Here is an 18,131-nt window from a genome sequence, read left to right as displayed (position 1 = left end):
AGGGGCGGCGCCCACATCCGGGACGGGTGCCCTGCCGCCAGGGCCCTTCAAGGCCGAAACCAAGGACCGCGTCAGACCCACGTATCCAGCCACATCCGCGAGCGCCAGTCGTCTATGGGGATGGCCTGGCCGGTGTAGATCGGCCAGAAGTAGACGAAGTTCCAGGCGATCAGCAGCACCAGGACGCCCGCGCTCGTCGCGCCGGCCACGCGGCGGGCGTCGCCCGCGCCCGGCGGGCCGACCAGCGCGCCGACCAGCATCGCCACCGCCAGGCAGAGGAACGGCACGAACACCACGGCGTAGAAGAAGAAGATCGTGCGCTCCTGGAAGAAGAACCAGGGCAGATAACCCGCCACGATCGCGCAGGCGATGGCGCCCGCGCGCCAGTCGCGGCGGAAGAACCAGCGGTAGAGCACGTACAGCAGCGCGAAGCAGCCCACCCACCACAGCACCGGCGTGCCGAGGGCCAGCACCTCGCGCGCGCACTTCCCGCCCGCGTCCGCCGGGCAGCCGTCCTGGCCGGGCGCCGGGGACTCGTAGAAGTACGACACCGGGCGGCCCAGCACGATCCAGCTCCACGGGTTGGACTCGTACGTGTGCGGCGAGGACAGCCCGACGTGGAAGTCGTACACCTGCGTCTCGTAGTGCCACAGGCTGCGCCACCAGTCCGGGAACAGCCACGACCAGGAGCTGTCGCGGCCGTCCTTGGCGGCCCAGTCGCGGTAGTAGCCGCCGGTGCCGTCGGCCGGGGACAGGATCCAGCCGGTCCACGAGAGCAGGTAGGTGAGGACGGCGACGGGCACGGTCGCCAGGAACGCGAAGCCCAGGTCGTACTTGAACACCGCCAGATACGGGTGCCGGGCGCCCGCCACCTTGCGCGAGCCGACGTCCCACAGCACCGTCATCAGCCCGAACGCGGCCAGGAAGTACAGGCCGTTCCACTTGGTGCCGATGGCCAGACCCAGCATCAGGCCCGCGGTCCAGCGCCACGGCCGCAGACCCAGCCGCAGCGTGTCGGCGACCTCGGCGCTGGGCCGCACCCGGCCGTCCTCGTCGGCCGGCAGCGCGGCGGCGAGCCTGGCCCGCGCCTTGTCCCGGTCGATCACCAGCGCGCAGAACGCCGCCAGGACGAAGAACATCAGCACCCCGTCGAGCAGCGCGGTGCGGCTCATCACGAAGTGCAGCCCGTCCACCGCCAGCAGCGCGCCCGCCAGGCAGCCGAGGAACGTCGAACGGAACAGCCGCCGCCCCACCCGGCACACCATCAGCACCGACAGCGTGCCGAGCACCGCCGTCATGAACCGCCAGCCGAACGGGTCGAACCCGAAGAGCAGCTCGCCCAGCCCGATCACGTACTTGCCGACCGGGGGATGCACGACGTACGCCGCGTCCGCCGGGATCGTGACGTGCCCGCCCGTCGACAGGACCAGGTCGTTGGCGTTCTTGTCCCAGTTGACCTCGAAGCCGCGGTGCACGAGCGCCCACGCGTCCTTCGCGTAGTACGTCTCGTCGAATATCACCGCCTTGGGGCTGCCCAGGTTCCAGAACCGCAGGACGCCCGCGAACAGCGTCACCAGCAGCGGGCCGAGCCAGCCGGACAGCCGGTTGAACCGCTCGGCGAGGGCGGGCGGCGCGCCGAGCACCGACCACAGCCGCGGCGAGGGCTCGGCGTACGGCGGCACCAGCCGGTCCCGGACATCGCCCTCGGGCCTGGCCCCGTAGCCGAACCGGCGCAGCCGCTGCTGCCACGACGGCCGCTGGTCGTGCGGGGCCTGCTCTTGGCGGAGGTCCGTCGAGGACGCGGAGGACGCGGTACTGGTCACCGCGCCATCGTAGGGAACGGTGCTGTGTGAGTCCCGTGCATGCGGTGGATGCGTCGGACCCGAGTGACGTCCGGGAGGGCTGCGGCGGCCTCCGGGAGAGCGGGCTTGTTCCCTTTGGGAGGATGGGGGCGTGACTGGAACCCTTGTTTTGGCGGGCACCCCCATCGGCGACCTTTCGGACGCGCCGCCCCGGCTGGCCGAGGAACTGGCCGCTGCCGACGTCGTCGCGGCCGAGGACACGCGGCGGCTGCGCCGGCTGACCCAGGCGCTGGGCGTGACGCCCAAGGGCCGCGTGGTGTCGTACTTCGAGGGCAACGAGTCCGCGCGCACGCCCGAACTCGTCGAGGAACTCCTCGGCGGCGCGCGCGTGCTGCTGGTCACCGACGCCGGCATGCCGTCCGTGTCCGACCCCGGCTACCGGCTGGTCGCCGCCGCCGTGGAGAAGGACCTGCGCGTCACCGCCGTGCCCGGCCCGTCCGCCGTGCTCACCGCGCTCGCCCTGTCCGGGCTGCCCGTCGACCGCTTCTGCTTCGAGGGGTTCCTGCCCCGCAAGGCCGGCGAGCGGCTCGGCCGGCTGCGGGAGGCCGCCGGGGAGCGGCGCACGCTGGTCTACTTCGAGGCGCCGCACCGGCTCGACGACACCCTGGCCGCGATGGCCGAGGTCTTCGGCGGCGACCGGCGCGCCGCGGTCTGCCGCGAACTGACCAAGACCTACGAGGAGGTCAGGCGCGGTCCGCTGGCCGAACTCGCGGCGTGGGCCGCCGAGGGGGTGCGCGGGGAGATCACCGTGGTCGTCCAGGGCGCGCCCGAGCGAGGCCCCGAGACGCTCGACGCGGCCGAACTGGTGCGCAGGGTGCGGGTGCGCGAGGAGGCGGGCGAGCGGCGCAAGGAGGCCATCGCGGCGGTCGCGGCGGAGGCCGGACTGCCCAAGCGGGAGGTCTTCGACGCGGTCGTGGCGGCGAAGAACGCGGGAGCCGGGTCCATGCCCGCGGGCGGCTGATTTCTGGGCAAAGCCGGTGCGGCTCAGGGCAAAGGCCTGACGCCCCCTGGCAAAGGCCGGAGGCCCCAAGGCAAAGCCCGGACCTCCCGGCAGGGTCGTCGCGGCAAGGAACGCCCAAATCGGCTCCAACACTCGACAGGTCCGTCGCGCTCGGGCGGGCCGGGGAGTCCACTGGTGGAGGGACGCCCGGGGACGCACCCGTCCCCGCCCACCAGCGGACTCAGGAGCTGGCATGACAGAGATCGCCGGCCGCACCGGCCACCGGGCACAGCCGCCCGCCTCCCTCGCCCCCGCCGCCCCTCACGCCGACGAGTCGTACTCCTTCGCCTGTATGCACTGCGGACACGGCTGGGAGCAGTCGTATGTGATCGAGCACCATCTGGACGCCGAGGGGCGGGAGTTCGTCACCTATCTCGCCGACGGCCGTGCCGTCCCCTCGCCGCTGAGCCGGCCGCTGTGCGAGCGCTGCGACAGCCATGTCGTGCGGATCATGCGGGCCGGGCAGGTGGCCCTGGTGCTGAGCGCGGGGCGGCCGCGGCCCGGCCCGCGGGAACCCCTGCCGCGGCCCGGGACGGCGGCGGGGCGGGAACCCGGGGCGCGGCACCGGTGGCAGCTCTCGGACCTGCTGCACCCCTTCCAGCGCCGGGCGAGCTGAGCCCCGGGGGCCGGCTGGGCCTGCCCGTGAACCGAGCCTCGGGGTTCTGCCGGGCGGGCCGTGAGTCGGGCTTCGGGGTTCTGCCGGGCGGGCCGTGAACCGAGCCTCGGGGACCTGCCGGGCAGGCCCCTTTCGTAGGATCGGGGCATGCCTTCGAACGCCGCCGACAAGAACGCCGCGCCGCCGCTGCCCGTACCCCTCGCGGTGCCGGTCGCCGACTCCCACACCCACCTCGACATGCAGTCCGGCACGGTCGAGGAGGCGCTGGCGAAGGCGGCGTCGGTCGGGGTGACGACCGTGGTGCAGGTCGGCTGCGACGTGGCCGGCTCGCGCTGGGCCGCCGCGACCGCCGCGGTCCACGACGCCGTCCACGCGACCGTCGCCCTGCACCCCAACGAGGCCCCGCGCATCGTCCACGGCGACCCCGACGGCTGGTCCCGGCAGGGCGCGCGGCGGCCCGGCGGCGAGGCGGGCCTGGACGAGGCGCTCGCCGAGATCGACCGGCTCGCCGCGCTGTCCCAGGTCAAGGGCGTCGGCGAGACCGGACTGGACCACTTCCGCACCGGCGAGGACGGCAGGGCCGCGCAGGAGCGCTCCTTCCGCGCCCACATCGAGATCGCCAAGCGGCACGGCAAGGCCCTGGTCATCCACGACCGCGACGCCCACGCCGACGTCCTGCGCGTGCTGAAGGAGGAGGGCGCCCCGGAGCGGACCGTCTTCCACTGCTACTCAGGCGACGCCGGAATGGCGGAGATCTGCGCGGCCGCGGGCTACTTCATGTCGTTCGCCGGCAACGTCACCTTCAAGAACGCCCAGAACCTCCGGGACGCCGTGGCGGTGGCGCCGCTGGAACTGCTCCTGGTGGAGACGGACGCGCCGTTCCTCACGCCCGCGCCGTACCGCGGACGGCCCAACGCCCCGTATCTCATTCCGGTCACGGTGCGCGCCATGGCGGCCGTGCGCGGCATCGACGAGGACGCGCTGGCGACGGCCCTCGCGGCGAACACGGCCCGGGCCTTCGGCTACTGACCCACGCTCGCCCCGGCACCCTCCGCGGGGCCCGCCCGCCGCCGCGCGACGACAGTGCGTAGTCGCGTCGCTTTGGAGAGTGACGATCGCTCCGCTAGGTTCTGGTGGCCCGATCGGGACCCCTCTGGACTCCTGGAGCGTGTCGGCGTGAGCGATTCGCCGTACGTGCGCGACGAGCGGTACACGCGCACCCCCGAGTACGACCCGTTCGACCACCCGGTCCCCGCGTACGCCCCCGGCACGGGCGGTCCGCCGTACACCGCCCCCTTCGACCCGCACTCCGCCGAGACGCTGGGCTACGGCGAGAGCTACCCGCAGCCCCGCACACGCGCCCCCTACCTGGCGCCGCACGCCTCGCCGTACGCCTACGCCCCCGAGGACGTCCGCGCCCCGGGCGCCGACACCCGCGCCCCCGCCGAGTGGGGCGGCGACCCGTACGGCGGCGCGCCCGCCCGCCCCGCGCCCCACGCGCCCGGCGCCGACGGGGAGGGCCGGGCCGCGCGCAGGCGCCGGGCCCGGGGCGGCGCACCGGCGGACACCGCACCCCGCCCCCAGAGCCCCGCGCACGCCTACAGCCCGGCCCCCGCGCACGCGCCCGGCCTCGCCCACCCCGAGGGCCCCGGGCGCTCCCCGGGCCCAGGGCACCACGACAGCCCCACGCTCCCCTACGGCGCCGCCCCCGGCCGCCCCCACGAGGACGACCCCACCGGTCACCCCACCAGCCCCGCCCGCCCCCCGCGCGGCGACGGCCCTGTACGCCGGCTGCTGCCCCAGGCACTGGTCGTCGCCTTCCTCGCGGGCGGCACGACCGCCTTCGTCGCCGAGGACAAGGCCGTGGAGCTGACCGTCGACGGCAGTCCCCGGGCGCTGCACACCTTCGCCGACGACGTGACCGAGCTGCTGGCGAAGGAGGGCGTCGCCGTGGGACCGCACGACGTGGTGTCGCCCGCCCCCGGCACGGAGCTGGAGAGCGGCGACGAGATCGAGGTGCGCTACGGGCGCCCGCTCCGGCTCACACTCGACGGGCACAGACGCGAGGTGTGGACGACGGCGCGGACGGTGGAGGACGCGCTCGAACAGCTGGGCGTGCGCGCCGAGGGCGCTTATCTGTCGGCCGCGCGCTCCCGCTCGATCGGACGCGAGGGCCTGGCCCTGGACGTACGCACCGAACGCTCAGTCACGATCATGGCCGACGGCCGTGCCCGCACCATCCGCACCAACGCCGCCACCGTGGGCGAGGCGGTCGCGCGGGCCGGGATCACCCTGCGCGGCCAGGACACCACCTCCGTCCCGCAGGACAGCTTCCCGCGCGACGGGCAGACCGTCACCGTGCTGCGCATCACCGGCAGCAGGGAGGTCCGCGAGGAACGCCTTCCGTTCGAGGTGCGGCGGGTCGAGGACCCGACGCTGTTCAAGGGGACCGAGGTCGTCACGCGCCCCGGACTGCCGGGCCTGCGCCGCCTCACCTTCCACCTGCGCACGGTCAACGGCGTGCGGCAGAAGCCGCGGCTCGTCGAGACCGTGACCGTGCGCGAGCCGCGCGACCAGCTGGTCAAGGTGGGCACCAGGGCGCTGCCGGCCGCCGTGAGCGGTGCCGACGGCCTCGACTGGCAGGCGCTCGCCGCCTGCGAGTCCGGCGGCCGGCCGAACGCGGTCGACCCCTCCGGCACCTACGGCGGGCTGTACCAGTTCGACACCCGGACCTGGCAGAGCCTCGGCGGCAGCGGCCGGCCGCAGGACGCGTCCGCCTCCGAGCAGACCTACCGCGCGAAGAAGCTGTACATCCGCCGCGGCGCGAGCCCCTGGCCGCACTGCGGGACCCGGCTGCACGGCTGAGCCGCGCCGCCGCCCCGGCCCCGCCCCGCCGCCCCGCGGGACCCGGCCGCCTGGCTGAGCCGCCCCGCCTCGGCCCCGCCCCGCGGAGCCCCGGCCCCGCCGCGCCGCCCCGCGGGACCCGGCCGCCTGGCTGAGCCGCCCCGCCTCGGCCCCGCCCCGCCGCCCCGCGGAGCCCCGGCCCCGCCGCGCCGCCCCGCGGAGCCCCGGCCTCGCCGCGCCGCCCCGCGGGACCCGGCCGCCTAGCTGAGCCGCCGCGCCGCCCCGGCCTCGCCGCGCCGCCCCGCGGAGCCCCGGCCTCGCCCCGCCGAGCCCGGCCCCCGGGTGAGGCGTCGGGGCGGGGCGGCGGGCCCCCGTACCCTTGTGCCGTGAGCAGCCCCACCCCCGACGCCCTTCTCGGCCCCGCCGACGTCCGCGAACTCGCGGCCGCCCTCGGTGTGCGCCCGACCAAGCAGCGCGGCCAGAACTTCGTGATCGACGCCAACACGGTCCGCCGTATCGTGCGGACCGCCGAGGTCCGCCCCGAGGACGTGGTCGTCGAGGTCGGCCCGGGGCTCGGCAGCCTCACCCTCGCCCTGCTGGAGGTGGCCGACCGGGTCACGGCCGTAGAGATCGACGACGTGCTGGCCGCCGCGCTGCCCGCCACCGTCGCGGCCCGCATGCCCGGCCGGGCGGACCGCTTCGCGCTGGTCCACTCCGACGCCATGCGGGTGGCGGAACTGCCCGGCCCGGCGCCCACCGCCCTGGTCGCGAACCTGCCCTACAACGTCGCCGTGCCCGTCCTGCTGCACATGCTCGAGACCTTCCCGACGATCGAGCGCACGCTGGTCATGGTGCAGTCGGAGGTCGCCGACCGGCTCGCCGCGGCACCGGGCTCGAAGGTCTACGGCGTGCCGTCCGTGAAGGCCAACTGGTACGCGGAGGTCAAGCGGGCCGGCGCCATCGGCCGCAACGTCTTCTGGCCCGCTCCGAACGTCGACAGCGGCCTGGTCGCCCTGACCCGCCGCGCCGAGCCGCTGAAGACCGGGGCCACCAGGCGCGAGGTCTTCGCCGTGATCGACGCGGCCTTCGCCCAGCGCCGCAAGACGCTGCGCGCGGCCCTCGCCGGCTGGGCCGGTTCCGCGGCGGCCGCCGAGGCCGCCCTCGTCGCGGCCGGGGTGTCCCCGCAGGCGCGCGGCGAGTCCCTCACCGTCGAGGAGTTCGCGCGGATCGCCGAGCACGCCGACCACGCCGAGCACGAGGAGACCGGCAAGTGAGCGTCACCGTACGGGTCCCGGCCAAGGTCAACGTGCAGCTCGCGGTCGGCGCCGCCCGCCCCGACGGCTTCCACGACCTGGCCAACGTCTTCCTCGCCGTCGGGCTGTACGACGAGATCACGGTCACCCCCTCGCCGGACGGGCTCCGCGTCACCTGCGAGGGCCCCGACGCCGGTCTGGTCCCGCTGGACGAGTCCAACCTCGCCGCCCGCGCGGCCGTCCTGCTGGCCGCCCGCCACGGCCGCACGCCCGACGTCCACGTCCACATCGCCAAGGACATCCCCGTCGCCGGCGGCATGGCCGGCGGGAGCGCGGACGGCGCGGGCGCGCTGCTCGCCTGCGACGCCCTGTGGGGCACCGGCGCCTCCCGCGAGGAACTGCTGGAGATCTGCGCCGAGCTGGGCAGCGACGTGCCGTTCAGCCTGGTGGGCGGCGCCGCCCTGGGCCTCGGCCGGGGGGAGCGGCTGACGCCCCTGGAGGTGGGCGGCACGTTCCACTGGGTGTTCGCCCTCGCCGACGCGGGGCTGTCGACCCCGGCGGTGTTCCGCGAGTTCGACCGACTGACACAGGGCACGGACGTCCCCGAGCCGGTCGCCTCCCCGGACCTGCTGGCCGCCCTCGCCAAGGGCGACGCGCACGCCCTCGCCGCGAACCTGGTCAACGACCTCCAGCCCGCCGCGCTGTCCCTGCGCCCGTCGCTCGCCGCCACCCTGGACGCGGGCACCGCCGCGGGCGCGCTCGGTGCCCTGGTCTCCGGTTCCGGCCCGACCACCGCCTTCCTGTGCGACTCGGCCGAGGCGGCGCGCAAGGTCGCGGGCGCCCTGGGCACCTCGGGGACGTGCCGCGCGGTCCGTGCGACCCAGGGCCCCGCGGAAGGCGCCACGGTCGTCTGAGGACCACGACGGGCGACACGGACCACGGGAGGGACGCGTCGGCGACAGCGCCGCGGAGCCGGGCTCGCTCACCCCGCCGACAGGCTGTACGAGCTCACCCGCGACGAGCGCCGGCGCACCCGGATCGACGCCGTCGCCGCCCCGGCCCACCGCGACGACCCGCGCCGCGTGGCCGCCGAGGCCCGCATCGGACCGCTGGAGGAAGGGCTCGACCCGGAGGGCCTGCCGCTGCTCGCGGTCCGGTACCACCAGCGGCGCATGAAGGAGCGCGCGGACGCCACCTGACCGCACCGCCCAGGCGCACCACCGCACCACCCGGCCGCACCGCCCCACCGCACCGCCCGACCGCGGGCGCGCCCCGCCCCCGGCGGCCCGGCCGACCCTCCGGGCGTGCCCCCTGGTCCGACTACTCTGGATGGTCGATCCATCCCCGCGCTCAGGAGTGAAATGGCCGTCAACCTGGTCAATGTCGAGAACGTCAGCAAGGTGTACGGCACGCGTGCCCTCCTCGACGGCATCTCCCTGGGCGTGTCCGAAGGCGACCGCATCGGCGTGGTCGGCCGCAACGGCGACGGCAAGACGACCCTGATCCGCATGCTGGCGAAGCTGGAGGAGCCCGACACCGGCCGGGTCACGCACGCGGGCGGGGTGCGGATGGGCGTGCTCACCCAGCACGACTCGCTCGACCCGAGGGCCACCGTCCGGCACGAGGTCATCCGGGACATGGCCGACCACGAGTGGGCGGGCAACGCCAAGGTCCGCGACGTGCTGACCGGCCTGTTCGGCGGCCTGGACCTGCCCGGCTTCCCCAAGGGCCTGGACACCGTGATCGGCCCGCTCTCCGGCGGTGAGCGACGCCGGATCGCGCTGGCCAAGCTGCTCATCGAGGACCACGACCTGATCGTGCTCGACGAGCCCACCAACCACCTCGACGTCGAGGGCATCGCCTGGCTCGCCCGGCATCTGCGCGAGCGCCGCTCGGCGCTGGTGTGCGTCACCCACGACCGCTGGTTCCTGGACCAGGTCTGCACCAGCATGTGGGACGTGCAGCGCGGTGACGTCTACGAGTACGAGGGCGGCTACTCCGACTACGTCTTCGCGCGCGCCGAGCGCGAGCGGATCGCGGCGACCGAGGAGGCCAAGCGGCAGAACCTGGTCCGCAAGGAGCTGGCCTGGCTGCGCCGCGGCGCCCCCGCCCGCACCTCCAAGCCCCGGTTCCGCGTCGAGGCCGCCAACGAGCTGATCAAGGACGTGCCGCCGCCCCGCGACACCAGCGAGCTGATGAAGTTCGCCTCCTCGCGGCTCGGGCGGACCGTGTTCGACCTGGAGGACGTCAGCATCCACGCGGGCCCCAAGGTGCTGCTCGAGCACGTCACCTGGCAGCTCGGCCCGGGCGACCGGATCGGCCTGGTCGGCGTCAACGGCGCGGGCAAGACCTCCCTGCTGCGGGCGATGGCCGACGCCGCGCGCACCGAGGGCGAGACCCAGCCGGCCGGCGGCCGGGTCACCGTCGGCAAGACGGTCAGGCTGGCCTACCTCTCCCAGGAGGTCGCCGAACTCGACCCCGCCGTGCGGGTCCTGGAGGCCGTGCAGCAGGTGCGCGAGCGCGTGGACCTGGGCAAGGGGCGCGAGCTGACGGCCGGCCAGCTCTGCGAGACGTTCGGCTTCGGCAAGGAGAAGCAGTGGACGCCGGTCGGCGACCTGTCCGGCGGTGAGCGGCGGCGGCTGCAGCTGCTGCGCCTGCTCATGGACGAGCCCAACGTCCTCTTCCTCGACGAGCCCACCAACGACCTCGACATCGAGACCCTCACCCAGCTGGAGGACGTCCTCGACGGCTGGCCCGGCTCCATGATCGTCATCTCCCACGACCGGTTCTTCGTCGAGCGCACCACCGACAAGGTGTTCGCCCTGCTCGGCGACTCCACCCTGCGGATGCTGCCGCGCGGCATCGACGAGTACCTGGAGCGCCGCAAGCGGATGGAGGAGACGGCCGCCGCCTCCGCCCCGGCCGCGGCCCCGAAGCCCGCCGCCGAGAAGAGCGCCGCCGACCAGCGCGCCGCGAAGAAGGAACTCCAGAAGATCGAGCGGCAGTTGGACAAGGTCTCCGAGAAGGAGTCCAAGCTGCACACGCGGATCGCGGAGCACGCCACGGACTTCGCGAAGGTCGCCGAACTCGACACCGAACTGCGCGCTTTGTCCGACGAGCGCGAGGAGCTGGAAATGCGCTGGCTGGAACTCGCCGAGGACGCCTGAGAGTCGGCCCCGTCCCGGCCACCCGGCGCGCGTGGAGGTGGCGCGCGGCGCGTGAAGGGGGCGTGAAGGCGCGTAACGGACCCATCACGGCCCGGTCCTCCCTTGGGAACAGGGGAGGAACCGGGCCTCTTGACTGTCGGTGGCGAGTGATAGAAAGGGCCGTCTGAGAACCGTCTGAGACCGAACGGCTCTGGGTCGTCACACACCTCAGGGCGTGGCTAAAAATCAGTGAACGAGGGGGAAGACGCTGATGACTCAGCCGCCCGATCAGCCGCCGCAGGGCGGATTCGGAGCACCGCAGGACCCGCCGCCGCAGGGCGGGGGCTTCGGCGCGCCCCAGACTCCGCCGCAGCCGCCCGCGCAGCCCGGCCAGCCGCCTCAGACCCCGCCGGCGCCGCAGCCCGGCTACGGCTACCCGCACCAGCCCGGCCCCTACGCCCAGCCGGGCCCCTACGCCCAGCCGGGCCCCTACGGCCAGCCGCAGCAGCCGGGACCGTACGCCCCGCAGCCCGGCCCCTACGGCCAGCCGCAGCAGCCCGGCCCGTACGCCCCGCAGCCCGGCTACGGCCACCCGCAGCAGCCCCAGTACCCGGGCGCGCCGGTGCCCCCGCCGCCGGGCGGCGGCTCCCGCAACCCCTTCAAGGGCAAGCCCGCGATGATCATCGGCGCGGCCGTGGCCGCCCTCCTCGTCGTCGGCGGCGCGGTGTTCGCGTTGTCCAGCGGCGACGAGAAGGGCAAGGGCAAGAAGCCGGTCGCCCAGCAGAGCGACGACGACAAGCCGAAGGCGTCGGACAGCCCGGCCAACCCCGGGGACGGCGGCGGCGACGGCGGCGAGGACCCCGAGAACCTCAACGAGGGCCGCAAGCCCGGCGAGGCGAAGGTCCTCTGGTACAAGGAGGCGCCCGACGCCCCCGGTTCCGGCGCCGACGCCGTCGGCATGTGGATCAGCGACAAGACGGCGGTCAAGGCCGCGTACAAGCAGATCTTCGCCTACGACGCCGGTGACGGTGCCCCGAGCTGGGACCCGATCACCCTCCCGCAGAAGATCTGCGCGGTCACCCCGCAGAAGACCGCCGACGACAAGATCGTCGTGGCGTACATGAGCGGCGCCAGCGACCGCGCCAAGTGCAACCAGCTCCAGCAGATCGACCTCGGCACCGGCGAGAAGGGCTGGACCGGGAAGGTCGCGGACGGCGCCCTGTTCGACAGCGCCATCACGATCGAGCTGTCGCTGGCCGGCGACACCCTGCTGGTGGGCCGCTCGCAGTCGGGCGTGGCCTACGACGCCGGGACCGGGAAGAAGCTGTACGAGAAGAAGAAGTACGGCGACGCCTGCTACCCGAGCGCGTTCGCCGGCGGCACCCGGCTGATCTCCGTCGCCTCCTGCGGTGCCTCCACCCCGACCGAGCACGAGGAGATCCAGGAGCTCGACCCGAGGACCGGCAAGGTCAAGTGGACGTTCAAGTACGACAAGGGCTACCGGATCAACCGGACCCTGTCCGTGGACCCGCTGGTGGTCTACAGCGAGAACGAGGACGAGAAGACGTGGAACATCGCCACGTTCACCGCCGCCGGCAAGGTCCGCTCCCAGGTCGACACCAAGGAGTCCATCGCCCCCGACTGCGGCTGGGCCATCCTCCAGCGTGACCTGACCGGCTGTCAGGGCGTCGCGGTCGGCGGCGACCTGCTCTACCTCCCCACCGAGGCCACCGGCAGCGCCAACGAGATCCTCGCGATCAGCCTGGCCACCGGTAAGGAGAAGTGGCGGGTGAAGTCCCCCACCGAGGAGTCGATGCTGCCGCTGACGGCGGAGGGCGGCAACCTCATCGCCTACGTGGAGCCCTCGTACGAGGAGGGCGGCCGGGTCGTGTCGATCCCGGCCGCGGGCACCGCGCACACGCCGGTGACGGTGCTCCAGAACCCGGGCGGCGCCGCCGACATCGAGGACAGTTTCTTCTCGCGCGACCTGGAGTGGGCCGACGGACGGCTGTACCTGTCGTCGACCCGGCTCACCGGCAACGACCAGGACCAGGAGAAGCTGATGATCGTCTTCGGCAAGTGACCCGACGGGGTCGGCCCTGGTGGCCGGCCCCTCGGTCTTGCGCACGATCGTCCGCCGCCCGTCCCCGCTTCCGCTCCGTCCACCGAGGTACGCACACCATGAGCACCCCGCCCCCGCCGCCCGGCCAGCCGCCGCAGGACCAGCCGCCCCAGCAGCCCGGTTTCGGCGCCCCCCAGCCGCCGCAGACCCCGCCGCCCGCGCCTCCGGCCTCGGGTCCTGCCCCGCAGACCCCGCCGCCCGCGGCACCGCAGCCCGGCGGCTACGGCCAGCCCCAGCCGCCGGCGCCCCAGCCGGGCTACGGCTACCCGCAGACCGCGCCGCAGCCCCAGGCCGGTTACGGCTACCCCGGCCAGCAGCCCGGCCCGTACGGCGGCCAGCCGAACCCGTACGCGCAGCCCCAGCAGGGCGCCTACCAGCAGGGTTACGGCTATCCGCAGGCGACGGTCCCGATGGCACCGGCCGTGCAGCCGTCCGGCGGACGGAAGATGAACGCGCAGCTGGCGATCATCGGTGCGGCGGTCGTGGCCATCGCGCTGATCATCGGCGGCGGCGTCTGGTACGCGGGCACCGGCGACGACGGCGGCAAGGACGACACCTCGAAGTCCGGCGGCGGCACCACCGGCGGCGGTGGCGGCGACGAGAAGGGCGGCACCACCGGCGGCGAGGGCAGCGAGAAGGTGCCCTCCGACCCGGCCTCCAAGGTGCTCTTCCAGGTGCCCATGCCGAAGGTCGGCGAGGACGAGACGACCGTCGTCGAGGGCTCCTGGCTGACCGACACCGTGTACGCCAAGAGCGGCATCGCCGAGGTCGTCGGCTACGACCTCGACAAGGGCACCAAGAAGTGGACGGTCAAGCTGCCCGGCCCGGTGTGCCACGCCAGCCGGTTCGTCGGCGAGGGCGACAAGGTCGCCGTCGTCTTCCAGCCGAAGATGCCCGCCAAGAACTCCTCCGAGGGATGCAGCCAGATCGCCGCGATCGACCTGGCCGCCGGCACCAGGCTGTGGACGAAGACCGCCCAGCTCGGTGACTCGGACATCGGCTGGGACAACGTCACCGTCAGCGCCGGCACGGTCGCCGTGGGCAGCACCGTCGGCGGCGCCGCCTTCGACCTGGCCTCCGGTGACCCCCTGTGGTCCCCGAAGCCGACCGACACCTGCTTCGACGCCGGGTACGGCGGCGGCCCCAAGCTCGTCGCGCTGCGCAAGTGCGGCCAGTACGGCAACCAGACGATCCATGTGCAGACCCTCGACCAGAAGTCCGGCAAGGTCGTCTCCGAGTACAAGATGGCCCAGGGCATCGAGTACGCCAGCGTCGTCTCCACCGAGCCCCTGGTGGTGGCCGCCGAGGTCGGCAACTCCAGCGGCGACTCCGCCCGCATCCTGGACTTCTTCTCCATCGACAACAAGACGGGCGAGCTGCGCAACCGCATCGCCGCCCCCGACGACCAGTACGAGGTCGACTGCGACGGCATCTCCGAGGTCGAGGACTGCTCGGGCGTGGTCGTCGGCAACGACCGGCTGTACCTGCCGACCAAGGAACACGACGGCGCCACCGAGTACAGCGACACCAACGAGATCGTCGCCTTCGACCTGGCCACCGGCAAGGAGACCGGCCAGCGCGCGGACGCCGGTGACGACTACGCGCTGGTGCCGCTGCGCATGGACGGCGGCAACCTGATCGCGTACAAGACCCCGCCCTACGACAAGGGCGGCCAGATCGTGAGCATCGACGGCGGCTCCTTCAAGCAGACCAAGCTGATGGAGAACCCCGCCGACGAGAAGGTCCGCGACGCGGAGGCCCGGTTCCGGCCCGGCACCGCCGAGGTCCTGTTCGCCGCCGGCCGGCTGTTCATGGCGGACGTCTACGCCAGCAGCCTGGGCTCGGTCTCCGGGGAGCCCGAGTACCTCTTCATCGCCTTCGGCACGAACTGAGCCCCGGCAGGGCGATCGTGCGCCGGACCCCGTCCCTGTTCAGGGGCGGGGTCTTGCGCGTTGTCGTGCAACACCGTTCGAATGAGAGGAATTTCGGCGATCCGGGGCACTTCTCACGAGTAGGGGGAGCGCAACGTCGAACAAGCGTGTAGCTTCCGGGTGCAGGTGAGGGCGGGGACGCCGGGGCCCCGGTGCTCGGGCTCTGTCCGTGGGGACCTTGTGGGAACCACAGGGGCGTCCGAGGGGGACTGGGGGGTCTCGATGGGAGTGCGGCTGATGGTGGTCGACGACCACCGGCTGCTGGCCGAGGCGCTGGCCTCGGCGCTGAAACTGCGCGGGCACCGGGTGCTCGCGGCGGCGGCGCCCGCGGCGGGCGCCGCGGAACTGGTGATCGCGCGGGCGCCGGAGGTGTGCCTGCTGGGGACGGGCACACCGGCCGAGCCGGGCGCCTTCGACCCGGTGGTGAAGATCAAGCAGGAACGTCCGCAGGTGGCGGTGCTGGTCCTGGGCCCGGTGCCCAGCCCGCGCGGCATCGCGGCCGCCTTCGCCGCGGGCGCCTCGGGGTACGTGCGCCACGACGAGCGCATCGAGGGCGTCGAGCGGGCGATCATGAAGGCCCGGCAGGGTGAGGCGGCGGTCGCCCCCCAACTGCTCCAAGGCGCGTTCAGCGAATTGCTCAATCCGGCGGCCCAGCCCGACGACGAGGGCCGCCGGCTGCTGGAGATGCTGACGCCGAGGGAGGTGGAGGTGCTGGTGCGGGTCGCGGACGGGGAGGACACCCGGCTGATCGCTGCCGGGATGGGCATCGCCCCGTCCACCGCGCGCACCCATGTCCAGCGGGTCCTGATGAAGCTGGGTGTCGGCTCCCGGCTGGAGGCCGCCGCGCTGGCGGCCCGCACAGGCCTCCTGGACCGCGCGGGCCCGCCACCGGGCCTGTCCCGGGACTAGGTCCGTCCCCCGGCCGGGGCCAGGGGACATCGCCCTCAAGGGGCGCGGGGAACTGCGCGACAAGCCCCATACGGCCCGCACACACACGACGGCCACAGCGACCCGCAGGGAACCGCGCGAACAGCCACGCCACGGCCCTGCGACCGCTGTACGCGCAGGCCCGTCACCGGCCTGTCCCGGGACTGGGTTCCGCCCCACAACCGGGGCCAAGGGCACCGCCTTCAAGGGGCGCGGGGAACTGCGCGACAAGCCCCATACGGCCCGCACACACACGACGGCCACAGCGACCCGCGGGGAACCGCGCGAACAGCCGCGCCCGGCCCTGCGACCGCCGTACGCGCGGGCCCGGCGGACCCTAGGACCGCCGCGGCTCCCCGTCGTCCTCCGGTTCCGCACCGGGCGGCGGCGGGGCCGCCGGGCGCAGCTTCAGCCAGGCCAGGAAGAACAGGCCGAGCAGCAGCATGCCCAGCCCGGTCCAGAGGTTGATGTTGACTCCCTCGGCCTTGTCGAGGTCGGCTTCGGACACGGTGATGCCCGCGACGGTGACGATGACGCCGTAGATCACGAACAGGCCGCCGATGATCCGCCGGATGTCGAACAGCCGGGCGGCCGTCGTCGACCGCCCCGCCAGCTCGGTGACTTCGCGCTGGACGTCCTTCTCGGAGTATCCGTGGTGCTCGGGCTCGGACATGGTCTCTCCACCTCCTGATCAGGATGCCGCTAGAACGAGAACGGGATGTAGCAGGCGGCCGCGAGGATCACCGCGCCCCAGCCGAGCAGCGCCGGGCGGCGGTACCAGGCGTCGTCGCCCTCGGCGGGCGGCTCGGCCATGCCGGGGGACCGGGTGCCGTAGACCAGGCCCTGGAGCTCCTCGGCGGGCTTGGGCGCGGTGAACAGGGAGACGGTGAACATCACCACGGCGCCGGCCACGAAGCCCGCGATGGCGGAGACGAAGTTGGCGCCCTGGTCGGTGGGGATGGAGATGACGTCCTGCTTGTAGAGGACGAAGTAGTTCACCATCGCGGCGGTCGTCCCGGCGAGCAGTCCCCAGAAGCCCGACCTCATCGACGCGCGCTTCCAGAACATGCCGATGATGAAGACCACGAACATCGGCACGTTGAAGAAGGAGAACAGCGTCTGGAGGTAGCTCATGATGTTGGAGAAGGAGGAGGCGAGGAACGCCGTGCCGATCGACGCCATCACGCCGATCGCGGTGATCAGCCGGCCGAAGCGGACGTAGTAGCCGTCCTCGCGGTCCGTGACGACGTACCTGGCCCAGATGTCGGTGGTGAACACGGTGTTGAAGGACGACACGTTGGCCGCCATGCCCGCCATGAACGCGGCCAGCAGACCGGTCACGGCGATGCCGAGCACACCGTTGGGCAACAGGTCCTCCATCAGGTACGGGATGGCGTCGTTGTACTGGTAGCCCGACTCCTCGGTGCCGAAGCCCGGGACCAGGGCGGCGGCCGCCAGGCCCGGGATCATCACCAGGAAGACGATGAAGATCTTCGGGTACGCGGCGATGAGCGGGGTGCGCTGGGCGGCGGAGAGGTTCTTGGCGGACAGGGCGCGCTGCACCTCGGCGAAGTTCGTCGTCCAATAGCCGAAGGAGAGGACGAAGCCGAGGCCGAGGACGATCGTCAGCCAGTTCGCGCCGAGAGGGTTGTCGCTGCCGATGCCGGTGCCGCCCCAGGCGGTGACGAAGTCCGGGCCCCGGGCGGCGGTCAGGGTGTCGCTCAGGCCGTCCCAGCCGCCTGCCTTCTTCAGGGCGAGCACGGTGATCGGGATCAGGGCCGCCAGGATCACGAAGAACTGCAGCACCTCGTTGTAGATCGCCGAGGACAGGCCGCCGAGGGTGATGTAGGCGAGGACGAAGAACCCGGCGACGACGATGGCCACCCACTGCGGCCAGCCCAGCAGGGCCTCGACGACGATCGCGAGCGCGTAGAGGTTCACCCCGGCGATCAGGATCGCCGCGAAGGCGAACAGGACCGAACTGAGCAGATGCGCCCAGCGGTCGAAGCGCAGCAGCAGGAACTCCGGCACCGAGCGGACCTTGCTGCCGTAGTAGAAGGGCATCATCACCAGGCCGAGGAAGACCATGGCCGGGATGGCGCCGATCCAGTACCAGTGGACGGTGTAGGCGCCGTACTGGGCGCTGTTGGCCGCCATGCCGAGGATCTCGGTCGCGGCCAGGTTGGCCGAGATGAAGGCGAGGCCGGTGACCCAGGCGGGCAGGGAGCGCCCCGACAGGAAGAAGTCGAGGGTGGTCTTCACCGAGCGGCGGGCGGCGAAGCCGATGCCGAGGACGACCACGAAGTAGATCGCCAGGATCGTGTAGTCGAGCCAGTTGGTGGGGAGCCGCAGTTCGGCCGCGAGCGGGACGAGGCGGGTGTGCTGTGGGGGGATGTGCATCCGGACCTCACCTGGAGTGGTGTTCTTTGT

Annotated in this window: 13 protein-coding genes; 10 read left to right on the top strand and 3 right to left on the bottom strand. The window is 73.3% G+C overall.

All coding sequences use genetic code 11. The features are described 5' to 3' along the window. Positions 1 to 71 precede the first annotated feature (71 nt). Complete coding sequence (locus ACFYR0_RS23355; RefSeq protein ID WP_389331217.1) at positions 72 to 1,823, bottom strand: dolichyl-phosphate-mannose--protein mannosyltransferase; 1,752 nt, start codon at positions 1,821 to 1,823, stop codon at positions 72 to 74. Between the two features lie 130 nt (positions 1,824 to 1,953). On the opposite strand from ACFYR0_RS23355, the gene rsmI reads away from it, so the two are divergent. The 10 genes from rsmI (at position 1,954) to ACFYR0_RS23305 (ending at position 15,683) form a co-directional block, all read left to right on the top strand. Next, positions 1,954 to 2,823 (top strand): 16S rRNA (cytidine(1402)-2'-O)-methyltransferase, encoded by an 870-nt coding sequence (gene rsmI / locus ACFYR0_RS23350; RefSeq protein WP_389331214.1) that lies wholly within the window; start codon positions 1,954 to 1,956, stop codon positions 2,821 to 2,823. Between the two features lie 232 nt (positions 2,824 to 3,055). Further along, positions 3,056 to 3,478, top strand: coding sequence for a hypothetical protein (locus tag ACFYR0_RS23345; protein WP_389331211.1), 423 nt, complete (start codon positions 3,056 to 3,058; stop codon positions 3,476 to 3,478). A 147-nt stretch (positions 3,479 to 3,625) separates the two neighbouring features. Next, positions 3,626 to 4,507, top strand: coding sequence for a TatD family hydrolase (locus ACFYR0_RS23340; protein ID WP_389331208.1), 882 nt, complete (start codon positions 3,626 to 3,628; stop codon positions 4,505 to 4,507). A gap of 147 nt (positions 4,508 to 4,654) precedes the next feature. Continuing rightward, positions 4,655 to 6,343: a ubiquitin-like domain-containing protein gene (locus ACFYR0_RS23335; protein WP_389331205.1), complete on the top strand. Its 1,689-nt coding sequence runs from the start codon at positions 4,655 to 4,657 to the stop codon at positions 6,341 to 6,343. A gap of 365 nt (positions 6,344 to 6,708) precedes the next feature. Beyond that, positions 6,709 to 7,596: a 16S rRNA (adenine(1518)-N(6)/adenine(1519)-N(6))-dimethyltransferase RsmA gene (rsmA, locus tag ACFYR0_RS23330; protein ID WP_389331202.1), complete on the top strand. Its 888-nt coding sequence runs from the start codon at positions 6,709 to 6,711 to the stop codon at positions 7,594 to 7,596. Continuing rightward, complete coding sequence (locus tag ACFYR0_RS23325) at positions 7,593 to 8,489, top strand: 4-(cytidine 5'-diphospho)-2-C-methyl-D-erythritol kinase (RefSeq protein ID WP_389331199.1); 897 nt, start codon at positions 7,593 to 7,595, stop codon at positions 8,487 to 8,489. The genes rsmA and ACFYR0_RS23325 overlap by 4 nt, the downstream gene beginning before the upstream one ends. 447 nt (positions 8,490 to 8,936) lie before the next feature. Then, positions 8,937 to 10,742 carry an ABC-F family ATP-binding cassette domain-containing protein gene (locus ACFYR0_RS23320; protein ID WP_389331196.1) on the top strand — a complete coding sequence of 602 codons (1,806 nt, stop codon included), beginning with the start codon at positions 8,937 to 8,939 and terminating at the stop codon, positions 10,740 to 10,742. A gap of 250 nt (positions 10,743 to 10,992) precedes the next feature. After that, positions 10,993 to 12,804 (top strand): PQQ-binding-like beta-propeller repeat protein, encoded by a 1,812-nt coding sequence (locus ACFYR0_RS23315; protein ID WP_389331194.1) that lies wholly within the window; start codon positions 10,993 to 10,995, stop codon positions 12,802 to 12,804. Between the two features lie 98 nt (positions 12,805 to 12,902). Continuing rightward, on the top strand, positions 12,903 to 14,735 hold the full coding sequence (locus ACFYR0_RS23310) for a PQQ-binding-like beta-propeller repeat protein (protein ID WP_389331191.1): 1,833 nt from the start codon (positions 12,903 to 12,905) through the stop codon (positions 14,733 to 14,735). 261 nt (positions 14,736 to 14,996) lie between these two features. Continuing rightward, positions 14,997 to 15,683: a LuxR C-terminal-related transcriptional regulator gene (locus ACFYR0_RS23305; RefSeq protein WP_389331188.1), complete on the top strand. Its 687-nt coding sequence runs from the start codon at positions 14,997 to 14,999 to the stop codon at positions 15,681 to 15,683. Positions 15,684 to 16,038: 355 nt separating this feature from the next. On the opposite strand, the gene ACFYR0_RS23300 is transcribed toward ACFYR0_RS23305, so the two are convergent. Beyond that, positions 16,039 to 16,374, bottom strand: a complete 336-nt coding sequence (locus ACFYR0_RS23300; protein WP_389331185.1) for a hypothetical protein — start codon at positions 16,372 to 16,374, stop codon at positions 16,039 to 16,041. Between the two features lie 29 nt (positions 16,375 to 16,403). Continuing rightward, positions 16,404 to 18,101 (bottom strand): sodium:solute symporter family protein, encoded by a 1,698-nt coding sequence (locus tag ACFYR0_RS23295; RefSeq protein ID WP_389331182.1) that lies wholly within the window; start codon positions 18,099 to 18,101, stop codon positions 16,404 to 16,406. Positions 18,102 to 18,131 lie beyond the last annotated feature (30 nt).

Origin of the sequence: Streptomyces sp. NPDC005017 (assembly GCF_042873115.1) — a bacterium.
In the GTDB taxonomy this organism is placed as follows: Bacteria; Actinomycetota; Actinomycetes; order Streptomycetales; family Streptomycetaceae; genus Streptomyces.
This window is presented reverse-complemented; position numbering and strand designations above follow the sequence as displayed.

What these genes read in the sequence shown, in the direction of transcription:
- ACFYR0_RS23345 (WP_389331211.1), top strand. Translation starts at nt 3,056, where the DNA reads ATGACAGAGATCGCCGGCCGCACCGGCCACCGGGCACAGCCGCCCGCC.
- ACFYR0_RS23340 (WP_389331208.1), top strand. Translation starts at nt 3,626, where the DNA reads ATGCCTTCGAACGCCGCCGACAAGAACGCCGCGCCGCCGCTGCCCGTA.
- ACFYR0_RS23320 (WP_389331196.1), top strand. Translation starts at nt 8,937, where the DNA reads ATGGCCGTCAACCTGGTCAATGTCGAGAACGTCAGCAAGGTGTACGGC.
- ACFYR0_RS23315 (WP_389331194.1), top strand. Translation starts at nt 10,993, where the DNA reads ATGACTCAGCCGCCCGATCAGCCGCCGCAGGGCGGATTCGGAGCACCG.
- ACFYR0_RS23310 (WP_389331191.1), top strand. Translation starts at nt 12,903, where the DNA reads ATGAGCACCCCGCCCCCGCCGCCCGGCCAGCCGCCGCAGGACCAGCCG.
- ACFYR0_RS23305 (WP_389331188.1), top strand. Translation starts at nt 14,997, where the DNA reads ATGGGAGTGCGGCTGATGGTGGTCGACGACCACCGGCTGCTGGCCGAG.
- ACFYR0_RS23300 (WP_389331185.1), bottom strand. Translation starts at nt 16,374, where the DNA reads ATGTCCGAGCCCGAGCACCACGGATACTCCGAGAAGGACGTCCAGCGC.
- ACFYR0_RS23295 (WP_389331182.1), bottom strand. Translation starts at nt 18,101, where the DNA reads ATGCACATCCCCCCACAGCACACCCGCCTCGTCCCGCTCGCGGCCGAA.